The sequence below is a fragment of the Chryseobacterium sp. NRRL B-14798 genome, from assembly GCF_050470705.1.
GTDB lineage: Bacteria > Bacteroidota > Bacteroidia > Flavobacteriales > Weeksellaceae > Chryseobacterium > Chryseobacterium cupriresistens.
This window is the reverse complement of sequence record NZ_JBFLUL010000005.1, coordinates 4,371,395-4,395,616: the sequence shown is the minus strand read 5'-3', so window position 1 is coordinate 4,395,616 and position 24,222 is coordinate 4,371,395. Positions and strand designations below refer to the sequence as shown.

Genomic DNA, 24,222 nt, shown 5'->3' with positions numbered 1-24,222 from the left:
ATTATTGTAATAAAAAGTTAACAATTAATATAATTCCCACCGCTAAAGACATGATAAGGATATATGTCTCTACATTTCCGTTCTGTACACGCTTCATAGCTTTTCCGCTGTCTTCAGCACCATCACCTACAAAGTTTACAAAACGGTCTAAGATACCCTTATCAAACATTTTTCCTCCGCGTCCTAATCCTTCAACAGTTTTTACAATCAATGCGTTGTAAAGTTCGTCAACGTATAATTTCTTAGCAGAAAGCTTTTCCCATCCGGTATAGTTTTCCTCTGCAACAGCCATCTTTTTCTTACTTACATAAGTATTTCTAACGATGAACCATACAGTGAAGAACATCAAGACCGTAGCTGCTAATAAGATCATTTCAGTATTGAAAGGTACTCCTGAAAGAGTAGCTTCCATCTGGCTGTAGCTTTGTTCCGTAAGAACCGGCTTTAACCATTCCATCAGTTTGGCATAGTGGCCGTGACCGATAAAGTGTGGCAGGTTGATAAAACCTCCGATTACAGAAAGAATAGCCAATACGATCAATGGTAATGTCATATTTGACGGACTTTCGTGTAAGTGGTGCTTCTGTTCTTCAGTACCTCTGAATTCTCCGTGGAATGTCAGGTAGTATAGTCTGAACATATACGTTGCAGTCATTGCCGCTAAAACAAATAAGATTACCCAGTAAACAGGGTTTTTAGCGAAAGCTGCTACTAAAATTTCGTCTTTAGAGATCATCCCCGATAATAAAGGGAAACCTGAGATAGCTAATGTTCCGATAAGGAATGTAGCATGCGTAAGAGGAATATATTTTTTAAGACCTCCCATGAAACGCATATCCTGTTCGTTGCTCATCGCGTGGATTACAGAACCTGCACCTAAGAATAATAACGCTTTAAAGAATGCGTGTGTCATTACGTGGAACATTGCTGTTGTATAGGCACCAAGACCTAAAGCGATGAACATAAATCCAAGCTGTGAAACTGTAGAATAAGCCAACACTTTTTTGATATCGTTTTGACGTAGTGCATAAAACCCTGCCAAAGCAGCAGTTAAGAATCCGATGAATAAAATTCCTCCCTGTACAGTTGGTGCTAAAGTAAATAAGAAATTGGATCTTACTACTAAATAGATACCTGCTGTTACCATCGTTGCCGCGTGGATCAACGCTGATACAGGAGTTGGTCCCGCCATCGCATCCGGTAACCATGTATATAATGGAACCTGAGCCGATTTACCGGTAGCACCGATGAATAAACTCGCTGTGATAAAGATAATCACTGTTCCGTCTAATTCAAATTTTGAAGCGTTTTCTGCTACAGAAAGATAATCTACAGCATTGGTTTGAGAAGCAATCATGAAGATACCGATCAATAACGCAAGGTCACCAATTCTGTTCATGATGAAAGCTTTTCTTGCTGCTTTACCGTATTCTTCGTTGGTATACCAGAATCCGATCAACAGGTAAGAACAAAGACCTACACCTTCCCATCCGATAAACAGGATAAGGTAGTTGCTTCCCATTACTAAAAGTAACATCGAGAAGATGAAAAGATTCAGGTAAGTAAAAAACTTGTAGAATCCTTTATCATGACTCATATATCCGATAGAGTATAAGTGGATCAGTGAACCGATACCCGTGATGATCATTACCATCATTAAAGAAAGCTGATCAATCTGGAATCCAAAATTGATCTGAACTCCGTTTACTCTAAACCATTCAAAAGCTTTTACAATGACAGGCTGGCTTTCAGAATTGAAATTCATGAAAAGGCTTACTGCAATACAGAAAGATCCGAAAACTACAGCAGTAGCCAGAGATCCTACCAATATTTTTGGAAGATTTTTTCCGAACAGCCCGTTAATAAGAAACCCTAAAAGTGGTAAAAGTACTATTGCATATACTAGATTCTCCATTCTTATCCTCTTAATTTATTAAATATACTCACATCTACAGAACGGGTGTTTCTATATAGCATAGCAATAATTGCCAGACCTACTGCTACTTCAGCCGCTGCTACCACCATAATGAAGAAAACTAAAAGTTGTCCGTCGCCGTTGCCTTTATACGCTGAAAAAGCTGCCAATAAAAGGTTTACAGAATTCAGCATAAGCTCTACACAGCCCAGAATCACAATAGCATTTTTTCTAAGCAATACTCCCATTACTCCCAGACAGAATAATACTGATGAAAGAATGATGAAGTAGTCCAAAGGGATGCTTTGTATAAATGTATTTACTTCTCCCATAATTTTATAAATCTTTTTTACCGATTAATACCGCGCCTACAATACCTGCCAGAATTAGGATGGAAGCAAGCTCAAACGGTAAAACATATTCATTAAACAAAAGTCTACCCAGATTTTTGGTAAGACCAACTCCTCTGTCTACATTTTCAACAACAATGTGGTGGTCCTGAATTCCTCTGAATACCCCTAAAACTCCAATTAATAAAAGACATGCAGTAAAAACTCCAACAAATTTTAAAGTATTGTTCTTCTTACTTTCGTCTTGTTTATTAAGGTTAAGCATCATTAAGATGTAAAGGAAAAGTACCATGATGGCACCTGCGTAAACAATAATCTGGATGATTGCCAGGAACTGTGCATTGAGAAGAATGTACATTCCGGCAATTGAAAACATCGTAACAATTAATGACAAAATAGCATATAGAGGATTTCTTGCAAATACAAAATAAACTGCACTTGCCACAGCTAAAAACGCCACCAAGAAAAATAAAAACTGATCCATTATTTTACCGCATTTTTTTGTTTCTCGGATTGTCTTGTGGTGATATCAATCCTTTCATTTATTTTTTCAACTAATTTATCTTTTCCGTAAATGAAAGAACCTCTGTTGGTTTCTACGTCTACCAACCTGTCGGTAAGATAGATGGCAGATTTAGGACAAGCTTCTTCACACATACCACAGAAAATACATCTTAGCATATTGATTTCATATACTGAAGCGTATTTCTCTTCTCTGTAAAGATGTTTTTCCTCTTTAGTTCTTTCAGCAGCAGTCATTGTAATGGCTTCTGCAGGACAAGCTACCGCACAAAGTCCGCAAGCTGTACATCTTTCTCTGCCTTCTTCGTCTCTTTTCAAAACGTGCTGGCCTCTCCAGATGGTGGTTCTTGGCTTCTGTACTTCCGGATACGAATATACTGCGGGAGCACCCTTTATCACGGTTCTTACAGCATGCTTAAATGTAATCCCCATCCCTGTAAAGATGGCAGGAAGGTAGATTTTTTCAGCAAGGGTCATTTCTTTATTGGAAACAACTTTTGATCTGTTTGTAAGTTTCATTTAATTATAGATATTAGATGTTAGACACCAGATTTTAGACTAATCTTGTCTGTTATCTTAATTTTTAATATTCAATATTTACACAAACCTAACAAGTTTCAAAAACCTGTTAGGTTTAGATAATTTAATTTCCAAACGCTAAAATTACAGCACCTGTAATTAATAGGTTTACTAATGCCATCGGGATTAATGTTTTCCATCCTAAGTGCATTAACTGGTCATATCTGAATCTTGGAAGTGTCCATCTGATCCACATGAAAATCAGAATTCCAATTACTGTTTTTGTAAGGAATGCTACGATACTCAAAATTCCTGCAGTGTTTTCACCCCAGTTCTGAGTTACCCATTCAATCCCCGGATAGTTATAACCTCCGAAGAAAAGAACTACCATGAATGCATTGGAAATAAACATGTTCACGTATTCTCCGAACATATATAATCCCAACTTCATGGAAGAGTATTCTGTAGAGTATCCTGTTACTAATTCAGATTCACACTCAGGTAAATCGAACGGGTGTCTGTTGGTTTCTGCCAAAGCAGCTACAAAGAAAACAAGGAATGCAATCGGCTGGTAGAAAATGTTCCAGTTCAATCCTGAAACCCATGGAATAACTCCCCATAATTTTCCGGTAGTCTGGCTTTCAGTGATTTCTTTTAAATCCAAACTTCCAGACATCATAATGATAGAAAGAAGCGCTAATCCCATTGCCAATTCATAAGAAATCATCTGAGAAGAAGCACGGATAGCACCTAGTAATGAATATTTGTTGTTTGAAGCCCAACCTCCGATCATAATTCCGTAAACCCCGATGGAAGCCATACCGATGATGAAAAGTACACCAACATCGATGTTTGCTACCTGAAGATCAAAAGAAGTACCTGCAATATTTAAACTTTTACCCCAAGGAATAACAGCTCCTGTAATCAATGAAATAAACATTACCAGCGCTGGTCCTAATACGAAAAGGAATTTTTCTGCATTGGCAGGCGTAAAGTCTTCTTTGAAGAAAAACTTTCCACCGTCAGCAAGAGGCTGCAGCAATCCGAAAGGTCCGGCTCTGTTGGGACCAATTCTATCCTGCATAATAGAGGCAACTTTTCTTTCTGCCCAGGTAGAGTAGGCTGCAATCGTAAGTGACAGCAGAAAAAGTGCTAGTACAAGTATAAGTTTAAATGTAAGTAAATCCATTTTTATTTAGATATTAAGATGTCAGATGCTAGATGTCAGATTTAATTTGCTGTCTGAAGTCTGGTATCTGAAATCTGATGTCTTATTAATTATTTTTCGTCTTTTTCACTGATTTCTTTAGCCATCGGATTGTCTAAAACTCTTAGTTCGTCTTTTGGCTTTTCGTAGTGGTTCAATGAAATTACAGAATGTCTGTCGATATGTCTAGGACCTTCGATATTCCAGTCTGATAAAGATTTTCTTTCGAAACGGCATGTATCGCAGATGAATTCTTCCACTTCTCCCCACTGGTCTTTTCTGGCAGTAACTCTTACAATTTCGTCACCTTTCATCCATACTACAGCTTTTCCTGAACACTTATCACATTTACAAGAAGCGTTCATTGGTTTTGTAAACCAAACTCTGCTGGCAAAACGGGCTGTTCTGTCTGTTAATGCTCCTACAGGACAAACATCGATAACGTTTCCGATGAAGTCATTGTCTAAAGCTTTATTTAAATACGTTGAAATTTCAGCGTGATCTCCTCTGAAAAGGATACCGTGTTCTCTTGTTTCTGTAAGCTGGTTGGCTGTCAGTACACATCTTGCGCAAAGAATACAACGGTTCATATTTAATTTGATGTTCGGTCCAAGATCATCAGCTTCGTAAGTATTTCTTTCGAATTCTGTTCTTGTATTTTCAACACCATGCTCATATCCTAAGTCCTGAAGATGACATTCTCCTGCCTGGTCACAGATAGGGCAGTCCAGCGGGTGGTTTACCAATAGGAATTCGGTAACGGCTTTTCTTCCTTCCTGAGCTTTCTCAGAAGTAAGATTTTTTACTTCCATACCGTCCATTACATTAGTTCTGCAGCTTGCTACTAATTTTGGCATAGGACGAGGATCTGCTTCAGATCCTTTAGAAACTTCTACCAGACAAGTTCTACATCTCCCTCCACTGGTTTCCAACTTGCTGTAGTAGCACATTGCAGGAGGCACAGATTTACCACCAATTTGTCTTGCAGCTTCCAGAATAGAAGTACCAGGCAAAACTTCGGTAGTCTGTCCGTCTATAGTTATTTTGAATTTTTTAACTTCTTCGCTCATATGATATGCTTTAAGCTTTATGCGTTAAGCAATAGGCTTTGTTATTTATATTTCTTTGTATTAAATGTATATCCAATTCCTCCAAGAACCTGTCCGAAAACAAAATCCTGACGTGCTTTGTCCGGTTTGTTATTTAATGTAGTTTTAATATCCCACATATTGATATAACCGGCTTTTCCTTCTAATCTCAGCATCCAGTTTTTCCAGAATACAAGGTTAAGACTGGATCTGATATCGGTTCCCATACCTGCAACGTGGAAACGGTCACTTCTTTCGTTACCAAAAAGTTTTACATTACTTTTCGGAAACATAAATCCGATTCCGGCTCCATAAGACCATACTAAATCTATATTTTTCTTATGAACAAGATTTTTGTATTTCTCTAGACCTAAGTTTTCATAATTAAGCCCGTCTGTATGTTCGAAAGTAAGGAACTTCTCATCTGCAAGATTAACCTGCCCGTTCTGAACCATTGCTGCATACTCAGGATCTGAAATATGACCTTTGAAACCTACAGTCTGGTTCTGATCCATTACATATTTCATGTGGTCTATCCCAAGTACCAATGCTAAATTGTCTTTAATAAAATATCCTATTCTGAAATTATACTGTGTTACAGTAAACCAGCTCGGATCAAAATAGACAATTCCAAATTTTGTAGGTCTGTCCTGTGCCTTTACATTATTCAGCTGAAAATCGTATCCATTTCCGGTAAAGTGGATGTCAGAATTGCTGTAAGCGGCTCTGTTCCAACCGTAAAATACGAAAACCTGACCTTTTTTGCTTAATGGTAAAGGCTTTTCTTTTCTCTCAGCTTTAATCTGCTCTTTCTCACTTACTAAATATGATAAATCCTCTTCAACGGATCTGTTATAATTTGCAGTATCAGTTTTTTTATTCTGTGCAAATACAAAATTCGACATCATTAAGCCGACCACCAATAATTTTTTCATCTTTTACTTATGCGTTCTTTTCAACAGCCGGGATAGGGTCAGCATAATGTGCCAATCCATAATTTTGTGTCTGAGACAACTCTGGGTTTTTCACGTGCCACTCAAATTCATCTCTGAAGTGACGGATCGCTGCTGCAACCGGCCAAGCTGCTGCATCACCCAACGGACAAATCGTATTTCCTTCGATTTTTCTCTGGATATCCCAAAGCAGATCGATATCTTCCATTTTTCCTTCTCCTTTCTCGATTTTCTTTAAAATCTTGTACATCCATCCCGTTCCTTCACGGCAAGGTGTACATTGTCCGCAGCTTTCGTGATTGTAGAATCTCGCCAATGTCATGGTGTGTTCTACAATACACTGGTCTTCATCCAAAACGATGAAACCTCCTGAACCCATCATGGTTCCGGTAGCAAAACCACCATCTGCCAATGATTCATAATTCATATATCTTGGCTCTCCGTTCACGGTTCTTAGCAATAGATTTGCTGGAACAATCGGAACAGAACTTCCTCCAGGAATACAAGCCTTTAATTTTTTACCATCCTTAATACCACCGCAATATTCATCAGAATAAATGAATTCCTCTACGGTGATCGTCATATCGATTTCGTATACACCCGGTTTGTTGATGTTCCCACAAGCAGAAATCAATTTCGTACCTGTAGATCTTCCCACTCCGATTTTAGCATACTCAGCACCTGTAATATCAATGATCGGAACTACTGCCGCAATGGATTCAACGTTGTTTACCACTGTTGGTCTTTCCCAAAGACCTTTTACAGCCGGGAATGGTGGTTTTAATCTCGGGTTACCTCTTTTTCCTTCAAGGGACTCAAGCAATGCCGTTTCTTCACCGCAGATGTATGCTCCACCACCTCTCTGTACATAGATTTCAAGATCGAAACCGGTTCCTAAAATATTTTTACCTAAAAATCCTGCTGCTTTAGCTTCTTCAATAGCTTCTTCAAGGATATCCGGAATCCACGAATATTCTCCACGGATGTAGATATAAGAAGTATTGGATCCTAAACAGTAAGAAGAAATTAGCATTCCCTCAATCAATAAATGAGGAAGGAACTCCATCAGATATCTGTCCTTGAATGTTCCAGGTTCAGATTCATCCGCATTCACAACAAGGTGTCTTGGAACACCTTCAGGTTTGGCCAGAAAGCTCCATTTCATTCCTGTTGGGAATCCAGCTCCACCACGACCTCTCAGTCCTGAAGCTTTTACTTCTTCAAGAATTTCGTCCGGAGTCATCTTCAAGGCTTTTTCAGCTGCTGTATAACCTCCCTGTTTACGGTAAGTCTCAAAGTAGCGGATACCTTCTATATGTGCGTCTTTAAGTAAAAGTTTTTTACTCATTGTTTATTATGCTTTTCGCTATTGGCCATTGGCTTCTAGCTTTTTATAATTATTAAAGAAAATAACTGAATAATTTAAAATCTAAAATGTAGAATTTAAAATTTCTATTAGTCTAAAGCAACTTGTCCCTGTCTGCAAAGATCAAGGATTTCATCTACTTTTTCTATCGTTAAATTTTCATGAAAGAATTTCCCTAGCTGCATCATGGGTGCGTATCCGCATGCTCCAAGACATTCAGCTGGTTTTAAAGTAAACATACCATCTTCAGTAGTTTCTCCATCCTTAATGTTCAGTTTGGTTCTGATATGATCCAGAATTTTTTCGCTTCCACAAACCATACAAGGTCCTGTTCTGCAAACTTCCAGTACATATTTACCTACCGGCTTCATATTGAACATCGTATAGAAAGTAGCCACTTCATATACTTCGATCGGTTGGATACTTAATAGTCCGGCAACATAATCCATCACAGGAACATCTAACCATCCTCCGAATTCTTTCTGTGCCAAGTGAAGTACAGGAAGAAGAGCAGATTTTTGTCTTCCTTCAGGATATCTTGCGATAATTTTGTGTACCTGTGCTAAACTTTCCGGTTTAAAAGCTATTGTTTCGCTCATTTTTTATCTAAGATTTCAGATGCCAGATTTCAGACATCAGATTTTAAATTTATATATAAAGCGAAGAGTCTAACATCTGAAATCTGATGTCTGACATCTTCTTTTTATGCGTCTAATTCTCCCGCAATAATATTCATACTACACATCGTTACAATGGCATCTGAAATTACAGAACCTGTAATCATTTCAGGGTATGCCTGATAGTAGATGAAGCATGGTCTTCTGAAGTGAAGTCTGTAAGGACTTCTTCCTCCGTCACTCACAAGATAGAAACCTAATTCTCCGTTTCCACCTTCTACAGCATGATAAACTTCTCCTTTCGGTACATCGGTTTCTCCCATTACGATTTTGAAATGGTAGATCAATGCTTCCATTTTCTGGTATACATCTGCCTTTTCAGGAAGATAGAAATCAGGGACATCCGCATGGAATGGCCCCTCCGGAAGATTTTCGTATGCTTGTTTGATAATTTTGATTGATTCCCAGACTTCCTGTTGACGAACCATGAAACGGTCGTAAGTATCTCCTGAAGTTCCTACCGGAATAATGAAGTCGAAATCCTGATATGAAGAATAAGGCTGCGCAACTCGTACATCGTAATCTACCCCTGCTGCACGTAAGTTAGGACCTGTGAAACCGTAGCTTAAAGCTCTTTCGGCAGAAATAGCTCCTGTACCGATGGTTCTGTCCATGAAAATTCTGTTTCTTTCTAATAAAGTACAGAATTCTTTGAATCTTGGTGGGAAAGTTTTTAAGAAATCCTTGATCAGCTCATGGAATTTAGGAGTGAAATCTCTTTCAAAACCTCCGATTCTTCCCATATTGGTTGTCATTCTGGCTCCGCAGATTTGCTCATACATATCATAAATACGTTCTCTTTCGATGAACATATAAGTAAGACCTGTAATAGCTCCTGAGTCCATTCCGGTTACCCCGTTACAGATCAGGTGGTCACCGATTCTGGCAAGCTCCATCAGGATAACGCGCATATAGTCTACGCGTTTTGGAACTTCTACGCCAATCAGTTTTTCTACTGTCATGTGCCAGCCTAAGTTATTGATGGGTGCAGAACAGTAATTCATACGGTCCGTAAGGGTAGTGATCTGAGAATAGTTTCTTCTTTCAGAAATTTTCTCAAATGCTCTGTGGATATATCCTACGGTTTGCTCTGCGTGAAGGATTCTTTCTCCGTCCATCGTTAAGATATTCTGGAAAATCCCGTGCGTAGCAGGGTGGGTAGGTCCCAGATTCAGGGTGTATAATTGTCCGTCAATCTGTTCCTTACTTTCGTACTGGTTTAGTATATTAGATAATGAGTTATCTTTCATAATTTAAATGCTTTAGGCTATAGGCTCTAGGCTTTAAGCTTATTGCTTGCTGCTTACTGCTTATTGCATTATTTTTTATCTTCCGAACATGCTATCGTTCTTGTCGGTTCTTGTACCGTCTTCAAGGCGATATTCCTTCAACATTGGGTGGTATCCAAGATCTTCCATATTTAAAATAGGTCTGAGATCCGGGTGTCCTTTAAATTTAATCCCATAGAAATCATACGTTTCTCTTTCCATCCAGTTAGCTCCTGCAAATAGCTCTACAAGAGAGTCTACTTCAATATTTTCTCTGGACATAAAGATTTTCAGACGTAATCTGAAATTGGCCATCATATTGTGCAAATGGTATACAACACCAATTTCCTTTTCAGGGAATTCAGGATAATGAATACCACAGATATCCGTAAGGAAATTAAATTCCAGTGATGAATCTTTCAGATAGTGAATGATTTTCTTAATATCTTCTTTCTTCACTTCAATAGTCAACATTCCATAAGGTTCTGAGCTTGAAATGACAGATTCCGGAAATTCTCTTGTGATTGCTTCTAATACAAATTCGTTTGTCATTTCCGTTTAGTTGCTTATGTTGTAAGAATCTAATAATTTCTGATATTCAGGCATGTCTCTTCTTCTGATGCTTTCGCTTTCTGCAAGAGCCTGTACCTGCATTACACCTTCAATGATCTGTTCAGGTCTTGGAGGACATCCGGGAACGTAAACGTCTACCGGAATAATCTTGTCAATTCCCTGAAGTACAGAATACGTATCAAAAATACCACCGCTGGAAGCACAAGCTCCAACTGCTACCACCCATTTCGGCTCAGCCATCTGAGTGTACACTTCTTTCAGGACAGGTCCTAATTTCTTTGATATAGTTCCGCAAACCATCAGCATATCTGCCTGTCTTGGAGAGAAAGAGTTTCTTTCCATACCAAATCTTGAAGCATCATATGTCGGGTTCAGGGTAGCCATAAACTCGATACCACAACAAGAGGTTGCAAAGGGTAACGGCCAAAGTGAAAACTTTCTTGCCATCCCGATTACACTGCTCAGTTTTGTTGCGAAAAACCCTTCTCCTTCATAGCCTTCGGGAGCAGGTGCATCTGTTCTTATTACTGGTTTTTTATCTGACATTTTCTTTTGTTGATATTTAAAGATTAAAACTTTTATAAATTTAATCATCTCTGTTTTTAAATGATTAAATTATTCAATCTTTTAATGTTAAAATTTATTTATCCCAATCCAGTGCGCCTCGTTTCCAGACATAGAAAAACGCTACGAAGAAGATCGCAACGAATGTAAGCACGGCAAGGAAACCTTCCATACCGAATTCTCTGAAGTTTACAGCGTAAGGATAAAAGAATACGATTTCAATATCGAATAGTACGAACAATACCGCAGTCAGGAAGTACTTGATAGAAAACGGTGTTCTGGCGTTTCCTTCTACAGGAACCCCACATTCCCAGCTTTGGTTTTTTACAGAGTTTCCTTTTTTCTGCTGTGGACCTAAGAAATGTGCTCCAAGCAAAGAAACCGCTACAAATCCTACTGCTACACCAGCCTGGATAAGGATTGGAATATAACTTTCAGGTAAATTCATTTTTGCATTATTATCTCAATTTGCAAATTTAGCGAATAAACAAGAAAGCATGAAATTTATCAGCTTAAAAGTCGGATGAAAATGAGCTAAACCGGTAATTTAGAATCAATAAAAATTAGCTTTTTGTGATTATTTTTTTGTGGTGTTTTTCCCCTTTTTTTGTAGTAACTCTGGAAAAATTGCATCCCATCATGTATATCGTGGATATTTTGAATTTATTTATTGAGGAATAAAAACAAGTGATTAAATGACCTATTGGGCTATGGTTATGGCTTATTTTTTCATTTTTTTCAAAAGAGTATAGGCCATAAAGGAAATATATCCAAAAAGAATACTGGCAAAAAGAATATTGATTACCGTATTGGTTTTGTCATCGGGCGACTGAAAAAAAATGTTATAACCGATAAATCCGGCAATTAAAATGGCAAATATGATAAGCTGTGGTTTCATAAAATTCAAAGTTTAGGTGATAAATTTACATCGTACAAAATACGGTATCAATTATTTGATTTCCATTGAATACGTTCTTCTTCTTTTATGATTTACCGGATTGTAATCCTGCCACAACAGCTGAATACTTTTGTTTTCTTCGAGTTCCGGGTTAGTTTCAAGGTACTTTACTCCTTTTTTTCTGAAAATATCCCAGATTTCTTTAAAAATAATAGAAGTGACTCCTCTTCTCTGATAATCCGGATGAATTCCGATCAGGTAGAAGTTCGCTCTGTCATTTTTCTTTCCTGCCTGTAAGAAATGCCACCAGCCGAATGGAAGCAGTTTTCCTCCGGATTTTTGCAGCGCTTTGGAATAAGAAGGCATTGTAATGGCGAATGAGATCAGATTGTTGTTTTCATCAGCGATACATACAATAAAATCTTTATCGATGAGTTTGAAATATTTCTCTTTGTAGGTTTTACGCTGCTCGTCCGAAATAGGGGTGTACGTGGAAAGGTGTTTATAAGTTTCATCCAAAAGATCAAACATAGGGTCCACATACTGAATAATCTCTTCTTTCGTTTTGAATTTTAAAACTCTCAGTTTGTACTTTTCAGAAATAAGCTGATTGAACTTGTGGATTTTTTCAGGCAAGGTTTCAGGGAAAATGATTTCAAACTCCACCCATTCTTTTTCTTTGATTAACCCCAGGTTTTCAAGATGCTGAGGATAATAAGCATGGTTGTAAATTCCAATCATGGTTGCAAGCTGGTCGAAACCTTTTACCAGCATTCCAGCTTTATCAAGATTGGTGAAGCCCATAGGCCCTTCAATTTTGTCAATACTTTTTTCTTTAGCGTAATCAACTGCTTTTTGAATTAATGCCTTTGAAACTTCAGCATCATCAATAAAATCGATCCATCCGAAACGAACTTTTTTAATTCCTAATTCTCTCTCTTCCTTATGATTGATCAGAACGGCAATTCTTCCTACAATCCTGTCATTCTTATAGGCAAGATACTGTTTTGCCTCAGAATATTGAAGCGCAGGATTTTCATCAGCATTCCAGATGTTGATTTCGTCATTGATAAAAGACGGAACATAGTAGGGATTGTTTTTATACAAATCCATCGGAAACTTTACGAATTGCTTGAGCTGACCCGCTGTTTTTACTTCAATAATTGAAACTGTAGACATGTTTTTTGAGAGGAATTAAAGGACAAATATAAATAATAATATCGTATACTTTGGCACAGTTTTTATATGATTATGGGTAAAATTAAACACAAAATTTATATAAAATGGTGGGTTATTATATCATTATTGGTATTTCAATGTTGGTGAGCTGGTGGGTTTCGTCCAGATTGAAATCGAAATTTGAATATTATTCCAATGTACACCTTCGAAATGGCCTTTCAGGCAAAGAAGTAGCGGAAAAGATGTTGAGAGATAACGGGATAAATGATGTTCAGGTAATATCAGTACCCGGGCAGTTGACGGACCACTATAATCCGGCAGATAAAACAGTGAACCTTTCGGAAGGAGTTTATATGCAGAGAAATGCAGCGGCAGCGGCAGTAGCAGCTCACGAGTGCGGACATGCAGTGCAGCATGCGGTAGGATATTCTATGCTGAATTTACGTTCAAAACTGGTTCCGATTGTAAATATTAGTTCTAATCTGATGCAGTTTGTTCTTATTGCGGGTATCGCAGTAATGGCGGCATCAAGAACAATTGAAAACCCAAATGGAAATACGACTGTTCTTGCCATCGGAGTAGCAATGTTTGCGATGACCACTCTTTTTGCTTTTGTAACGCTTCCTGTAGAATACGATGCGAGTAACAGGGCAATGAAGTGGCTTAAAGACACGGGAACTGTAACTGCAGAAGAATTTGTTGGAGTACAGGATAGTTTGAAATGGGCAGCAAGAACTTACGTGGTGGCAGCCTTAGGCTCTCTGGCACAGCTTCTTTACTGGGCATCTTTGCTTCTTGGAGGAAGAAGGGATTAATCATTAAATTCAAATGAAACATATTGCATCTCGGAAAGCTTTTCTGAGATGCTTTCTTTTTGTGCCAGTTTCAGTGAAGCGGTAAGAATACAGTTTTCATTCGCATCGAAGTTCAAAACTTTAGCATCAAATTTTGAAAGCAAGGTGAAAATCGTATTCTGCTGATTGAAGTTGAACCTGATCTCTACTTCTGTTTCCAGTTCTCTGGTAATGATGCTGGCTTCTTCCAATGTGATCTTTGCCGATTCTTTATAGGTTTTTACCAATCCTGAAACCCCTAATTTGGTTCCCCCGTAATAACGGACAACAATGACAAGCACATTCGTGATTTCATTAGCCAGAAGCTGGTTGTAAATTGGCAAACCTGCACTTCCGGAAGGCTCACCATCATCATTGGCACGGTAATTTTCACCATTTAATCCCATTCTGAAGGCATAGCAGTGATGAGTAGCTTTCGGATGTTCTTCTCTGATCTTTTCCAGCGCACTCTTTAATTCTTTTTCATTGGTTACCGGGAAAGCAAATCCGATGAATTTGCTCCCTTTTTCTTTTAAAAGAGTATTTTCTATGGGTTTTTCTATGGTTTTATATTCAAACGTCATTGGAGGTTCCTGCTTTGTTGATGCAAAAATATTAAATGCTTTACGATTCTGCACCATGATCATAAATTAAGCCGTCAGTTTAGACGGCTTTTCTTTTATTTTTGTTTGAAAAATGAGATCGTATTATCTCTGAAGTTTTCAACTTTAGTAGGTGTATAATTGAATTCAGGGGCTTTTGTACCATTTTCAAGGATAAGATTTTCATTTTTTATCACTATTGCTTCATCCCAGAGACCTGCATTAATAAATTCCTGCAGCGTAAAACGGCCGCCCTCGATAATAACTGACTGTATCTGTTCTTTATACAATACCTCCGTGAGTTCAGCCAGAAAATCAGCCTTGTTGATTTTAATGAATTGAATATGTCCTTCAATAGCTTCTTTCACAGAATTTAAAACCAATGTTCTTGCTTCATTGTTATAAATATTGAAGCTGGCAGGAACTTTTAGATCAAAATCAATTAAAATCCGGACAGGGTTTACTCCTTCTGCATTTCTTACGGTAAGACTAGGATTATCATTTAATGCGGTTTGAGTTCCTACTAAAATGGCATGCTCGTCTGCTCTTAACTGATGAACAAACTGGTTTACTAATGTATTGGAAACGGCTGTCGGTGTAAAATCCTTATCCAAAAAGCCATCACCGGATTCAGCCCATTTTAAAATGATATAGGGTCTTTTCTTTTCGTGGTAGGTGAAAAATCTTTTGTTCAGTTCAATGCATTCTTTTTCAAGAATTCCTGATACGGCTTCAATTCCAGCATCCTGAATGATTTTTTTTCCCTTGCCGTTCACTTTGTCATGAGAATCCATAGCACCAATCACCACTTTTTTAAAGCCCAGTTCTTTAATCTTTAAAGCACAAGGTGGTGTTTTGCCATAGTGTGCGCAGGGTTCCAGTGATACATAAATGGTAGATTCCGGGATCAGATCTTTATTTTTAACGGAATTGATGGCATTGATTTCTGCGTGGTTTTCTCCTGCTTTGTGATGGTATCCTTCGCCAATGATCTCTCCATTGTGTACTATGACACTGCCCACAAGAGGGTTGGGGTAAGTGTTGCCAAGAGCTTTTTGAGCCAGCTCGATACATCTTTTAATATAAAGTTCGTCGTTGTTCATGTTTTATAAAAAGAAAAAGCGAAGACAAATTGCTTTGCTCCGCCTTTATTCATTTTGTTATGTTTTATTCTCCACTGATAATGCTGTGGAGATTTTGTTTTAATGTTTCAAGATGAGCTTTTTTCTCATCAATCGTATTGTAAGTATCTTTTAACAGAGGGTTTTCTCTCGAAGGTTTGTTGAAGAAAGAAAGGTTGTTTTCCAGTTTAACGATTTCTGCCTCAAGGTCAGAGATTTGATTTTTGATCTTTCTTGCTTTGTCGGTAAGCTGATTTTCCGATAAACCTTCTTCTTTCAGCTCAAGCTCGTTGATTTTATTTATTTTCAGTTTCTCTCTTAATGTTTTGTTGAATTCAGAGTTGATTGAAATTTTGTCTCTCGGAACTTTTCCGATGTTATTCCATGAAGTTTTGATCTGCTCAATTCTTTCGATGCTTCCTTCTTCATTGGAAACTTCTTTCAGTTCATCAAGAAGGGCTTTTTTGTTTTTATAGTTTTCCTTCCAGTTGTCGGTAGAAGTATTGCTCTTCTCTCTGTAATTGTTGAAGAATGCATTACAGGCGTCACGGAATTCATCCCATATCTTATTGGTCATGCTCTTTGGAACGTGGCCGATTTTTTTCCAGTCTTCCTGAAGTTTTTTGAATAACGGAACAGCAATATCCCATTCCTCATTATTCATATTGTCCTGTGCGGTCTGGATCAGTTTTAATTTTTCTTCAAGATTCGCCTGTTGAGAACCTTTCAACGATTTGTAGTAATTATTTTTCGTTGTATTAAAGCCTCTTAGTGTCGTTTTGAAATCATTCCAGTTTTGGTTGGAAAGTTTTCTTGGAACACTTCCTGTTTTTAAGAATTCAGAACGCAGATCTTCCACTCTTTTGATGGCATTCTGCCAGTAGTTGTGGTTTGGCGTTTCCGAAGGTTCAGACAGTTTCTTGATCTCAGCGATGATCTCATTCTTCTTTTCAAGGTTTACAGCCTGTTCTTTTTCAATAGATGCGGAAAGTTCAGACTTCCTTTCGTGAATTTTGTTGGAAATTTCTTTGAATTCCTCCCATGTTTTTTCACGGAACTCTTCAGCAACAGGCTCTGCTTCTTCTTTCCAGAGTTTATGAAGATATTGAAGCTCGTTTAACGCTTTCTGAATTACAGGCTCATTTTCAAGCTCTTTGGCACGGGCAATGATATGTTCTCTCTTTTCCAGGTTGTGGCTGTATTCCTGTTCCAGAAATTCTTTATTCAGATCCAGCATCTGATAAAACTGATTCAGATGGTGGAAATAATTATTATTAAGAATTTTGAATTCAGACTTGGCAACCTGTCCGGCTTTTGACCAGTCTTCTTTAATCTCGCGAATAGATTTGAAAAGATTGATTCCCGGTTCAGAACTTGTGTATAGATTTTTAAGTCGTTCGATAATACTTTGGCGGTGGTCCAGATTCTTCTTTTGTTCTTCTTCCTGTCCTTTCTGGAAGTCATCATGTTTTTCCTTGAAGATATTAACCAATGCAGAATATTTTGCCTGAGATGGATGTTCATAGCTGAAATTTTCAGCAGGATTTCCGGCTTCTACATATTCATGCTTTTTATCTTCCACTTCATCATGGATATAATGACTTGCTTTTTCCTTCAGCTGATTGAATCTTTTGAAATTCTCACCGGCGTTGGGAGTGTTGATGATTTTTTCCATTTCCTTTAAAGCATCGGCAAGGGAAATTTCTTCTTCATGTTCATCCAGATGTTCTGTATCATCGTCATGGTGGTTTGCATCATGAGAAACCGTGTTTTCTGATGTGTCCTGAGATACTTCGTTAGGATTTTTCTTTTCTTCGTTTTCAGAAAGATTGTTTTCTGTAGTCATAGCAAATCTTTTATGTGAGTGGCATTAATATCCTTTAAATATAGCTGTAAGGCCAATTAAAGTACTAATTTATGTTATTTTTTTTGAAAATTCCAAATTTCCCAGGCTTTTTCTGCTTGCTGTTCAAGCATATAATAGCCATTCACAGTTTTTGCTCCTTTTTCAGAGGCATTGATAATGAATTGGGTGTAATTGGGATTGTAAATCAGGTCGATAACCAGATGATCTGAAGAAAGCCCGTCAAAAGGAAAATTAAGACAGTCTTTCACATTGGGAAAAGTACCTACCGGCGTACACTGAATGATAATTTTATGTTCAGCAACAGTTTCCTGATCAAGATTTTCAAAATTGATTTCCGTACTTCTGGAAATGGTGACTGAAGGAATACTGTGTTTGTCCAATGCATATTTTACAGCTTTTGCAGCTCCTCCGTTTCCTAAAATCAAAGCTTTATCCTGTGAAGGTTTTCTGTGCAAAAGAAGCGTCTTTTCAAAACCGAATGCATCTGTATTATAGCCGGTTTTCTTACCATCCTGAATAAGAACGCAGTTTACGGCACCTATTTTCTCCGCTTCATCACTTAATTCATCCAGATAATCTATTATTTTTTCTTTGTAAGGAATCGTTACATTGAAACCTAAAAGGTCCGGAGAAGCAAAAAGGTTTTCTACTTCATTAATTTCGTTCAGATCAAAAATATCGTAGGAGAAGTTCTTCAGCATGAGCTTTTGGAACTTGTTTTCGAAGAATTTTTTAGAAAAAGAATAGGAAATGTTTCGTCCTATCAATCCTAATTTTTTATTGGAATCCATCTATCAAAAGTAAAAAAAAGACCGGATAAATCCAGTCTTTTAATTTGAAATATTTTTTAATAATTAATCTACGATAAATTTAGTAGAGAAATTATCTGTTTTCAGAATGTAAGTTCCTTTAAGCAAACCTTTAAGGCTGATCCTATTTGAATGTCTGAAAGGGTTGGCGATCGTTTCAATTAATTTTCCGGAAAGATCATAGATATCAGCTTTTGAAATTTTGCTAAGGTTTTCTCCTTTTACAAATAATTCATTATTTCTTACCGGGTTAGGGTAGATAGTGAAGTCTGATTTGTCCTTTTGGTTTTCAGCAGTAGCCAAAGTAGTTCCGAAACATGTCCAGCTTAGGTCATCCAGAGCCACTCTGTTGGTAAGAGAAGAATTTGTCAGTTTAATGACAGCATTTCCGCTTACATTTATATTATTAATGGTAGTTGTAGTAACAACATTACTGTAAGGAATAGTTCCTACATTGACGTCGTTTACAAGAACATTGAAGTATCCTGCGCTTCCGGAGAATTTCAATTGAGTTGTTAATGTTAAACTCTGAACTCCACCTGAGAAAGTTGAACTTGTTAAAGTTCCATTTTTTATGGTAATAGCTTTATTATTGATGGTCTGGTCAACTCTTGCGTCTGTAGCAGTCCATGAAATTCCATTGTTGGTCCAGTTTACTGTCATGTATGTATTTACAGGGCCGGTGATCATTTCAAAATTTTCAGTTCCGCAGCTTCCTCCTCCGGCAGGTGTATCAAGAGTAGTTTCTGTAGCGGTTGTGCTTTGTGGAGAAGAGTTTGAGAAAGCATCTTTAGCAATGATATAGAATGTATATTGAGTAAGCGGAGATAATCCTGAAACAATAGTAGATGTAGTTGTCCCTGAAACAGTAGCTTTTAATGTTCCGTTGGCGTAAATCTGGTAAGAAGTTACTCCCACGTTATCTGTTGCAGCTGTCCAGCTTAAAGCAATAGAGTTTGAAGTTGGATTGCTGGCAACAAGGTTGGTTGCTGCTGTAGGAGCCTGGCTGTCAATAACCGGAGCTCCCCAGATCTGGGTAACATATTCAGGGTGATCAATGAAAGGGTTTCTGTTTCCCTGGTAAGTATAAGAAGCATTGTTTCTGGCAATTTCTTCCGGCGATACCGGATCCATTGCATTCCACGCTAAATACTGATTAAGTGCCCAGGGCTGTAATCCCGGAAATGCTGTGTTGCCAAGCATATCACCGGAAGTGAAGTTAGGAAGTTTATCCTCATATCTTGTTACAAAATAAAGAATCATTCTTGCGATGTCTCCTTTGAAAGCATCAATGGGTTCAAATACGGTACCTGCATATCCTGCTGATACAGAATTTCCTAATTTTGATCCGTTTTTCGAAGTAAAAGAAGGGGTTCCTACAATTCCGAAAGGATAGTTGGATCTCATTCCGTTTACTTTTCCGTCTGTAGCACGAATAAAATGAATGTCAGCGACCATTGGGGAAGCATTGTTGAACAAACTTTGAGGAACAACGTGCTCTCTGTTGTAGCAGTCACCTTCATTAGAATATCCGGCAGATCCGCACTGACTGGTTCCCAGGGTGAAATTATACTGATCCGGTCCATTGGGGTTTTCAGAATAAATATCCAGAATTGTTCCGTCATTTTCATAAAAATAATCACGGTCAGTAGTAGCATAGCCAGTCCATAAACCTCCATAGCCATTGTCTATATGTCCGTTGCTGATAATAGTTTTCAGAGCTGTTTTCAGAGCTGCACCTGTTAAGGTTGGCGATTGGTTATAATATCCAGCCGGAGCCTGTGCCAAAGCGCTCATAAATGCAACGCTTAAAAGAAAAAAAGATAAAATTTGTTTCATTTTTTAAAATTGGGGCGTAAAGGTACGAAAAAATGAAACCCAAGTATATTAATTGTGTGTAATATATAAACTTAAAATATTAGTTTTTAGTAATATATTCTTTGCTGATTTTTGAAAAGAACCAAGAAATAGTGATTCCAAATAAGGAAGCCGTAAGGGCTACAATAAGATAGTTCTTTCCTACAATTTTTACCGGGAATGGCAGAACCTCATTGGCTCTGAAGAATTCTGTGTAAAGCTGGAAATAGCAAAGTGCTGTTCCAAAAATTAATCCGGTAATTACTCCGGAAATAACAATCAGGAGTCCGGTGTAGAAATAGGTCATTCTTAAATGGCTTAAAGGAAAGCCGAGTGATATCAATGATTTTGCCTGCTCTTTTTTATCAAGCTGAAGGATGATAATGGCTCCGGCAAGATTAAAGGTGGTAATAAAGATAACCAACGCAAAGATCAGGTAAATAAAAAGCTTTTCAGTGTTGATCATTTTCCAGAAAGCAGCATTCTCTTCTTCCTTGGTTTTGATCTCAATATTTTTTCCCAGTGAAGAAAGCAGACTTTGTTTTACTGCATCTGCATTTTCCGGATTTTTCAATTTAATAACAATCTGGTAAGCCGAATTTTTAGGAAGACTAAGTAATTCTTCCGTAAGCTCAATTGGAGAAACGATATAATTGTCCAGCTGATCTTTTCCGGGGAAAACACCCGTTACCAGAATATCTCTTTTATTATAGATGTCTTCTTCTTTGGTAATAATCCCTGTTCCCGGTTTGGGCATGAAGACTGTTGCATAATGATTGGAAGAATCTACAGGAATTGAAAGTCTGTTATCCAGACTGTTCTCCATCAATACCTCATTGGAGTATCTGAAACTTGGATAGGTTCCGTAGAATACCTCTTTATTGATAGGATTTACCTTTACATAGGCAGAATCTACACCCCTTAAATAGGCAATGTCACCCTTTCCATTGAAGCTGATGTAAACTTTTTCTTCAATAACACGGGAGAAACTGCTGATTTCTTTGTTGCTGATGAGAGTTTTTGTGACATTATCCAGATTTTTAATTGTTTTTCCGGAAGTGCTTTTTAAAGTAAGATCAGCATGAAGATTGGAAATGAGGTCTTTATTCAGGTCTTCAAGTCCTGAAAATACCGAAATAATGACGAACATTGCAGCCACAGCAACCGTCATGGCACCTACGGCCAGCCACGTAATGAACGTAACGGCAGTACTTCCTTTTTTAGCCAAAAGGTATCTGGATGCTATGTAAAATGCAATATTCTTCAAGATCTATAAAACAGGATTGTCGCCTTCGCCTCTTAATTCTCTTTCCAGTCTTTCAACATCATCAAGAGCGGTATCCAGGTAAAAGTTAAGTTGTGGAATAATACGCACCTGCTTTGCCATTTTCTGGCCAATGAAATTTCTGTATTGAGGTTTGTTTTCTTCAATTTCCTTCATCACAGCGGTACGGAATTCCTGTGGAAAAATGCTTAAATAAATTTTGGCAATTCCTAAGTCGGCAGTTACTTTTACATCTGAAACAGATACCAATATGCTCTGTTTGCTTTCTGCAGCCTGTTTGCGGAAAAGCTCCGCGAAGTCTTCCTGAATGATCTGTGCTACTTTTCTTTGTCTGTTACTTTCCATAATTTCTGCAAATTTAGTACTTTTGTTTGAATTGATACTTTGAAATTCAACTGTAGTATCAAATTTACGATTTAATTATATTGATTACTATTTATGAAGCTAGAACATATTGGTATTGCCGTAAAATCTTTAGGCGTTTCTGATGAACTTTTTGCAAAACTATTAGGAAAAGAATCCTATAAAAAAGAAACGGTGGAAAGAGAAGGTGTGGTGACTTCTTTTTACGAAACAGGAGAAAGTAAAATTGAACTTCTGGAAGCCAGTAATCCTGAAAGTCCGATCTCTAAATTTATTGATAAAAAGGGAGAAGGCATCCATCATCTCGCATTTGGGGTTGAAAATATTCTTGAGGAAGTAAAAAGGTTAAAAAAAGAAGGATTTCAGTTTATCTCCGAAGAACCGAAAGAAGGTGCTGATAACAAATTAGTTGTATTCCTTCATCCGAAGTCTACCAACGGCGTGCTGGTAGAACTTTGCCAAGAAAAGCAATAAAAAATTTTGTAGTGAAAGAAATTTTACTATTTTTGCAAACACAAAATTTAACCAAGTTTTGAGGTCCTATAGCTCAGTTGGTTAGAGCACCTGACTCATAATCAGGTGGTCCCTGGTTCGAGCCCAGGTGGGACCACAGAAAAACAACCGCTTACGTTACCGTGAGCGGTTTTTTATTAAATATTCATTTAAGAATCAAAACTGGTAGTTTATACCTGTCAAACTGGCTTATAATAGTAAGTAAACGATTATTATCTAACGGGGTTGCCCAGCTTGTTAATCTGTTTTGAAGTCCCAAACTATTTTTATCTAAGGAAATTTCGCTTTCAAAAACTAATGTATTGTTTGAATATATATACATCATACTCTGTATTGTTGAAACATCTGAATTGTTATATCTGAAGTCACAATTAAGAAGATCATGTATCAGAGCTGTATTGTCAGACTTTAAAACTTTCCATTTGGGGATTGTTGGACTTAAATTTTTTCGGTCTTCCGGAGTCAAAGTAATATATACAACCATATTTTGAGAACTCTTTAGTTCCGGAATATCTTTTAATTTAAATATTTGATCAGGTTTAAAGTTAATGGGTTTAGGATCTTCTATAGTTGCCGGTGATAGTATTAGTGGGGTATAAATAAAGTATCCCAGAATTAAAAGTAATAGCGAAAGAATAATTTTTTTAGTCATGTAGTTTACCATAATTACCAGTCTTGTGAATATAATAAAAAAACAGAATATTTTTTCTTAGTTATTGAAGAGGATTGCGTAAACTATATTTATACAATAAAAACAGGCAGCTGAGAAAATAGATCCGAGAACAAGTTTACTAGTAGAAAGGTAATTTAGCAGAACATCTATTTTCCTGCTAGTAGAGAAATTAGGCTGATTTACTTCTCTAATACATTTTCATATTTGAGTATACTTATAGAGTGAAAGGTATACTTTTCGGCATACCCTTATTAAGAAAAATATGTAAGATATTACATATCAATAATCTGGTTCGAGCCCAGGTGGGACCACAGAAAATCAACCGCTTACATCATGTAAGCGGTTTTTTATTTTTCATAAATTCAAATTTATTTTTTCAGAGAATGGGTTCTGTTTGTTTTATAAAGACGGAATAAGTGATCATAAACCACCATCTCAAATAATCTTTGATGGGAAATAAACAATCGGTTAATATGCATATGAAAAATACTTTTGAAGAAATCTTTTGGTTTTATTTTTAATACATTGTCATTTTCTAATTTTGAAAGTTCTTCAGGCTTTAATGCAATTTCAGTGATATTACTTTTTATTAAATTTCTGATTTCTTCATATTCCTCAGAGGTAATAAATTCAAAGTAATGAGGATAAAACTCATTATACTTTTTCTTTAACTGATTATTTAAGTTCTTATCTGCATTGAATTCTGATTTGAAAGCATTTTCAGAACGCTTCGCAAACTCTATTTTCTTTTCAGGAGGTAGGTTGAATGCTGATAAAATTTGATCTATATAAAATAAAGAAGTAATGATCTTTTCTTCATCACTGTATTCCAGAAAGTTTAAAATCAATTGACTGCTTTTAAAAAAGAAGTCTTCCGCGTATTCTATCGTGTTTTCACCGTAACGTTCAAGTTCTCTTGAGTAGGTATCCATAATGATAGAAGCGACTTCTCCCGATTCCAGATAGTCCTTAAATAAGGAATTGATCATGCCCAGGATAATACTATAGGCAGTTATATTTTTAAGGTTTAATCTTATTCTCAGGTGGGGTTTAGGATCGTTATATCGTATAAAAAACCACTGATCAATAAGGTTTTGAATTTGTAATTGCTCAACTAATGGTTCTATAACTTCCTGTAAAATAGTATCTGAAGTTTTGATCCCGGTGTAAACTTTGAAATAAAGCCATTCACTTCCCGGATGAAATTTTCTGGTTATCAT

At 37.2% G+C, this 24,222-nt stretch carries 26 protein-coding genes and 1 tRNA gene; 3 read left to right on the top strand and 24 right to left on the bottom strand.

Annotated elements, in window-relative coordinates; translation table 11 throughout:
- Position 1: 1 nt before the first annotated feature.
- The 15 genes from nuoL to AB1278_RS20110 all read right to left on the bottom strand — a co-directional run bounded on the left by nuoL (position 2) and on the right by AB1278_RS20110 (position 13,079).
- The gene (nuoL, locus tag AB1278_RS20180; protein ID WP_120233372.1) at positions 2-1,915 is read right to left on the bottom strand and encodes an NADH-quinone oxidoreductase subunit L; all 1,914 of its coding nucleotides are present in this window, start codon (positions 1,913-1,915) and stop codon (positions 2-4) included.
- Between the two features lie 2 nt (positions 1,916-1,917).
- Complete coding sequence (gene nuoK / locus AB1278_RS20175; protein ID WP_002983557.1) at positions 1,918-2,247, bottom strand: NADH-quinone oxidoreductase subunit NuoK; 330 nt, start codon at positions 2,245-2,247, stop codon at positions 1,918-1,920.
- Positions 2,248-2,251: 4 nt separating this feature from the next.
- Positions 2,252-2,749, bottom strand: a complete 498-nt coding sequence (locus AB1278_RS20170) for an NADH-quinone oxidoreductase subunit J family protein (RefSeq protein WP_202843683.1) — start codon at positions 2,747-2,749, stop codon at positions 2,252-2,254.
- A complete protein-coding gene (locus AB1278_RS20165) occupies positions 2,749-3,306 on the bottom strand; it encodes a NuoI/complex I 23 kDa subunit family protein (RefSeq protein WP_002983553.1) in 558 nt (185 codons plus the stop codon). The genes AB1278_RS20170 and AB1278_RS20165 overlap by 1 nt, the downstream gene beginning before the upstream one ends.
- Positions 3,307-3,430: 124 nt before the next feature.
- Positions 3,431-4,495: an NADH-quinone oxidoreductase subunit NuoH gene (gene nuoH / locus AB1278_RS20160; RefSeq protein ID WP_062675588.1), complete on the bottom strand. Its 1,065-nt coding sequence runs from the start codon at positions 4,493-4,495 to the stop codon at positions 3,431-3,433.
- Between the two features lie 89 nt (positions 4,496-4,584).
- Positions 4,585-5,583, bottom strand: a complete 999-nt coding sequence (locus AB1278_RS20155) for a 2Fe-2S iron-sulfur cluster-binding protein (protein ID WP_062675587.1) — start codon at positions 5,581-5,583, stop codon at positions 4,585-4,587.
- A 41-nt stretch (positions 5,584-5,624) separates the two neighbouring features.
- Positions 5,625-6,536 (bottom strand): hypothetical protein, encoded by a 912-nt coding sequence (locus tag AB1278_RS20150; RefSeq protein ID WP_117753116.1) that lies wholly within the window; start codon positions 6,534-6,536, stop codon positions 5,625-5,627.
- A gap of 7 nt (positions 6,537-6,543) precedes the next feature.
- Complete coding sequence (gene nuoF, locus AB1278_RS20145) at positions 6,544-7,902, bottom strand: NADH-quinone oxidoreductase subunit NuoF (protein ID WP_089697000.1); 1,359 nt, start codon at positions 7,900-7,902, stop codon at positions 6,544-6,546.
- Between the two features lie 107 nt (positions 7,903-8,009).
- Positions 8,010-8,519: a complex I 24 kDa subunit family protein gene (nuoE, locus tag AB1278_RS20140; RefSeq protein WP_062675585.1), complete on the bottom strand. Its 510-nt coding sequence runs from the start codon at positions 8,517-8,519 to the stop codon at positions 8,010-8,012.
- Positions 8,520-8,623: 104 nt separating this feature from the next.
- Complete coding sequence (gene nuoD / locus AB1278_RS20135; RefSeq protein WP_002983543.1) at positions 8,624-9,847, bottom strand: NADH dehydrogenase (quinone) subunit D; 1,224 nt, start codon at positions 9,845-9,847, stop codon at positions 8,624-8,626.
- A gap of 75 nt (positions 9,848-9,922) precedes the next feature.
- On the bottom strand, positions 9,923-10,417 hold the full coding sequence (locus tag AB1278_RS20130; protein ID WP_062675584.1) for an NADH-quinone oxidoreductase subunit C: 495 nt from the start codon (positions 10,415-10,417) through the stop codon (positions 9,923-9,925).
- Between the two features lie 6 nt (positions 10,418-10,423).
- The gene (locus tag AB1278_RS20125; RefSeq protein WP_002983540.1) at positions 10,424-10,984 is read right to left on the bottom strand and encodes an NADH-quinone oxidoreductase subunit B; all 561 of its coding nucleotides are present in this window, start codon (positions 10,982-10,984) and stop codon (positions 10,424-10,426) included.
- Positions 10,985-11,078: 94 nt separating this feature from the next.
- The gene (locus AB1278_RS20120) at positions 11,079-11,450 is read right to left on the bottom strand and encodes an NADH-quinone oxidoreductase subunit A (protein WP_034693436.1); all 372 of its coding nucleotides are present in this window, start codon (positions 11,448-11,450) and stop codon (positions 11,079-11,081) included.
- 273 nt (positions 11,451-11,723) lie between these two features.
- Positions 11,724-11,900: a hypothetical protein gene (locus AB1278_RS20115; RefSeq protein ID WP_167348785.1), complete on the bottom strand. Its 177-nt coding sequence runs from the start codon at positions 11,898-11,900 to the stop codon at positions 11,724-11,726.
- Between the two features lie 51 nt (positions 11,901-11,951).
- On the bottom strand, positions 11,952-13,079 hold the full coding sequence (locus AB1278_RS20110) for a GNAT family N-acetyltransferase (RefSeq protein ID WP_429816625.1): 1,128 nt from the start codon (positions 13,077-13,079) through the stop codon (positions 11,952-11,954).
- Positions 13,080-13,183: 104 nt separating this feature from the next.
- On the opposite strand from AB1278_RS20110, the gene AB1278_RS20105 reads away from it, so the two are divergent.
- Positions 13,184-13,894: a zinc metallopeptidase gene (locus tag AB1278_RS20105; RefSeq protein ID WP_171006330.1), complete on the top strand. Its 711-nt coding sequence runs from the start codon at positions 13,184-13,186 to the stop codon at positions 13,892-13,894.
- On the opposite strand, the gene AB1278_RS20100 is transcribed toward AB1278_RS20105, so the two are convergent.
- The 7 genes from AB1278_RS20100 to rbfA form a co-directional block, all read right to left on the bottom strand.
- Complete coding sequence (locus tag AB1278_RS20100) at positions 13,891-14,496, bottom strand: IMPACT family protein (RefSeq protein ID WP_227942420.1); 606 nt, start codon at positions 14,494-14,496, stop codon at positions 13,891-13,893. The genes AB1278_RS20105 and AB1278_RS20100 overlap by 4 nt on opposite strands.
- A gap of 95 nt (positions 14,497-14,591) precedes the next feature.
- A complete protein-coding gene (gene ribD, locus AB1278_RS20095) occupies positions 14,592-15,617 on the bottom strand; it encodes a bifunctional diaminohydroxyphosphoribosylaminopyrimidine deaminase/5-amino-6-(5-phosphoribosylamino)uracil reductase RibD (protein ID WP_429816622.1) in 1,026 nt (341 codons plus the stop codon).
- Positions 15,618-15,681: 64 nt separating this feature from the next.
- Entirely contained in the window at positions 15,682-17,481 is a 1,800-nt protein-coding gene (locus AB1278_RS20090) for a DUF349 domain-containing protein (RefSeq protein WP_330745274.1), read from the bottom strand.
- Between the two features lie 74 nt (positions 17,482-17,555).
- Complete coding sequence (locus AB1278_RS20085) at positions 17,556-18,293, bottom strand: shikimate dehydrogenase family protein (RefSeq protein WP_202843673.1); 738 nt, start codon at positions 18,291-18,293, stop codon at positions 17,556-17,558.
- Between the two features lie 63 nt (positions 18,294-18,356).
- Positions 18,357-20,150, bottom strand: coding sequence for an endonuclease (locus AB1278_RS20080; RefSeq protein WP_429816617.1), 1,794 nt, complete (start codon positions 20,148-20,150; stop codon positions 18,357-18,359).
- Positions 20,151-20,229: 79 nt separating this feature from the next.
- Entirely contained in the window at positions 20,230-21,435 is a 1,206-nt protein-coding gene (locus AB1278_RS20075) for an ABC transporter permease (protein ID WP_202843668.1), read from the bottom strand.
- A 3-nt stretch (positions 21,436-21,438) separates the two neighbouring features.
- A complete protein-coding gene (gene rbfA / locus AB1278_RS20070; protein ID WP_002983518.1) occupies positions 21,439-21,798 on the bottom strand; it encodes a 30S ribosome-binding factor RbfA in 360 nt (119 codons plus the stop codon).
- 93 nt (positions 21,799-21,891) lie between these two features.
- Here rbfA and mce point away from each other — a divergent pair, with 93 nt between their 5' ends.
- Positions 21,892-22,290, top strand: coding sequence for a methylmalonyl-CoA epimerase (gene mce / locus AB1278_RS20065; RefSeq protein ID WP_110009625.1), 399 nt, complete (start codon positions 21,892-21,894; stop codon positions 22,288-22,290).
- 62 nt (positions 22,291-22,352) lie between these two features.
- Positions 22,353-22,426: transfer RNA gene (locus AB1278_RS20060), tRNA-Ile, on the top strand.
- Positions 22,427-22,474: 48 nt separating this feature from the next.
- Here the strand turns inward: AB1278_RS20060 and AB1278_RS20055 are convergent.
- Positions 22,475-22,981 (bottom strand): hypothetical protein, encoded by a 507-nt coding sequence (locus tag AB1278_RS20055; protein WP_343643257.1) that lies wholly within the window; start codon positions 22,979-22,981, stop codon positions 22,475-22,477.
- Between the two features lie 389 nt (positions 22,982-23,370).
- Entirely contained in the window at positions 23,371-24,222 is an 852-nt protein-coding gene (locus AB1278_RS20050; RefSeq protein WP_429816611.1) for a thiopeptide-type bacteriocin biosynthesis protein, read from the bottom strand.

Coding starts and splice junctions, on each gene's coding strand:
- nuoL (WP_120233372.1), bottom strand. CDS start 1,915: ATGGAGAATCTAGTATATGCAATAGTACTTTTACCACTTTTAGGGTTT.
- nuoK (WP_002983557.1), bottom strand. CDS start 2,247: ATGGGAGAAGTAAATACATTTATACAAAGCATCCCTTTGGACTACTTC.
- AB1278_RS20170 (WP_202843683.1), bottom strand. CDS start 2,749: ATGGATCAGTTTTTATTTTTCTTGGTGGCGTTTTTAGCTGTGGCAAGT.
- AB1278_RS20165 (WP_002983553.1), bottom strand. CDS start 3,306: ATGAAACTTACAAACAGATCAAAAGTTGTTTCCAATAAAGAAATGACC.
- nuoH (WP_062675588.1), bottom strand. CDS start 4,495: ATGGATTTACTTACATTTAAACTTATACTTGTACTAGCACTTTTTCTG.
- AB1278_RS20155 (WP_062675587.1), bottom strand. CDS start 5,583: ATGAGCGAAGAAGTTAAAAAATTCAAAATAACTATAGACGGACAGACT.
- AB1278_RS20150 (WP_117753116.1), bottom strand. CDS start 6,536: ATGAAAAAATTATTGGTGGTCGGCTTAATGATGTCGAATTTTGTATTT.
- nuoF (WP_089697000.1), bottom strand. CDS start 7,902: ATGAGTAAAAAACTTTTACTTAAAGACGCACATATAGAAGGTATCCGC.
- nuoE (WP_062675585.1), bottom strand. CDS start 8,519: ATGAGCGAAACAATAGCTTTTAAACCGGAAAGTTTAGCACAGGTACAC.
- nuoD (WP_002983543.1), bottom strand. CDS start 9,847: ATGAAAGATAACTCATTATCTAATATACTAAACCAGTACGAAAGTAAG.
- AB1278_RS20130 (WP_062675584.1), bottom strand. CDS start 10,417: ATGACAAACGAATTTGTATTAGAAGCAATCACAAGAGAATTTCCGGAA.
- AB1278_RS20125 (WP_002983540.1), bottom strand. CDS start 10,984: ATGTCAGATAAAAAACCAGTAATAAGAACAGATGCACCTGCTCCCGAA.
- AB1278_RS20120 (WP_034693436.1), bottom strand. CDS start 11,450: ATGAATTTACCTGAAAGTTATATTCCAATCCTTATCCAGGCTGGTGTA.
- AB1278_RS20115 (WP_167348785.1), bottom strand. CDS start 11,900: ATGAAACCACAGCTTATCATATTTGCCATTTTAATTGCCGGATTTATC.
- AB1278_RS20110 (WP_429816625.1), bottom strand. CDS start 13,079: ATGTCTACAGTTTCAATTATTGAAGTAAAAACAGCGGGTCAGCTCAAG.
- AB1278_RS20105 (WP_171006330.1), top strand. CDS start 13,184: ATGGTGGGTTATTATATCATTATTGGTATTTCAATGTTGGTGAGCTGG.
- AB1278_RS20100 (WP_227942420.1), bottom strand. CDS start 14,496: ATGACGTTTGAATATAAAACCATAGAAAAACCCATAGAAAATACTCTT.
- ribD (WP_429816622.1), bottom strand. CDS start 15,617: ATGAACAACGACGAACTTTATATTAAAAGATGTATCGAGCTGGCTCAA.
- AB1278_RS20090 (WP_330745274.1), bottom strand. CDS start 17,481: ATGACTACAGAAAACAATCTTTCTGAAAACGAAGAAAAGAAAAATCCT.
- AB1278_RS20085 (WP_202843673.1), bottom strand. CDS start 18,293: ATGGATTCCAATAAAAAATTAGGATTGATAGGACGAAACATTTCCTAT.
- AB1278_RS20080 (WP_429816617.1), bottom strand. CDS start 20,150: ATGAAACAAATTTTATCTTTTTTTCTTTTAAGCGTTGCATTTATGAGC.
- rbfA (WP_002983518.1), bottom strand. CDS start 21,798: ATGGAAAGTAACAGACAAAGAAAAGTAGCACAGATCATTCAGGAAGAC.
- mce (WP_110009625.1), top strand. CDS start 21,892: ATGAAGCTAGAACATATTGGTATTGCCGTAAAATCTTTAGGCGTTTCT.
- AB1278_RS20055 (WP_343643257.1), bottom strand. CDS start 22,981: ATGACTAAAAAAATTATTCTTTCGCTATTACTTTTAATTCTGGGATAC.
- AB1278_RS20050 (WP_429816611.1), bottom strand. CDS start 24,222: ATGATAACCAGAAAATTTCATCCGGGAAGTGAATGGCTTTATTTCAAA.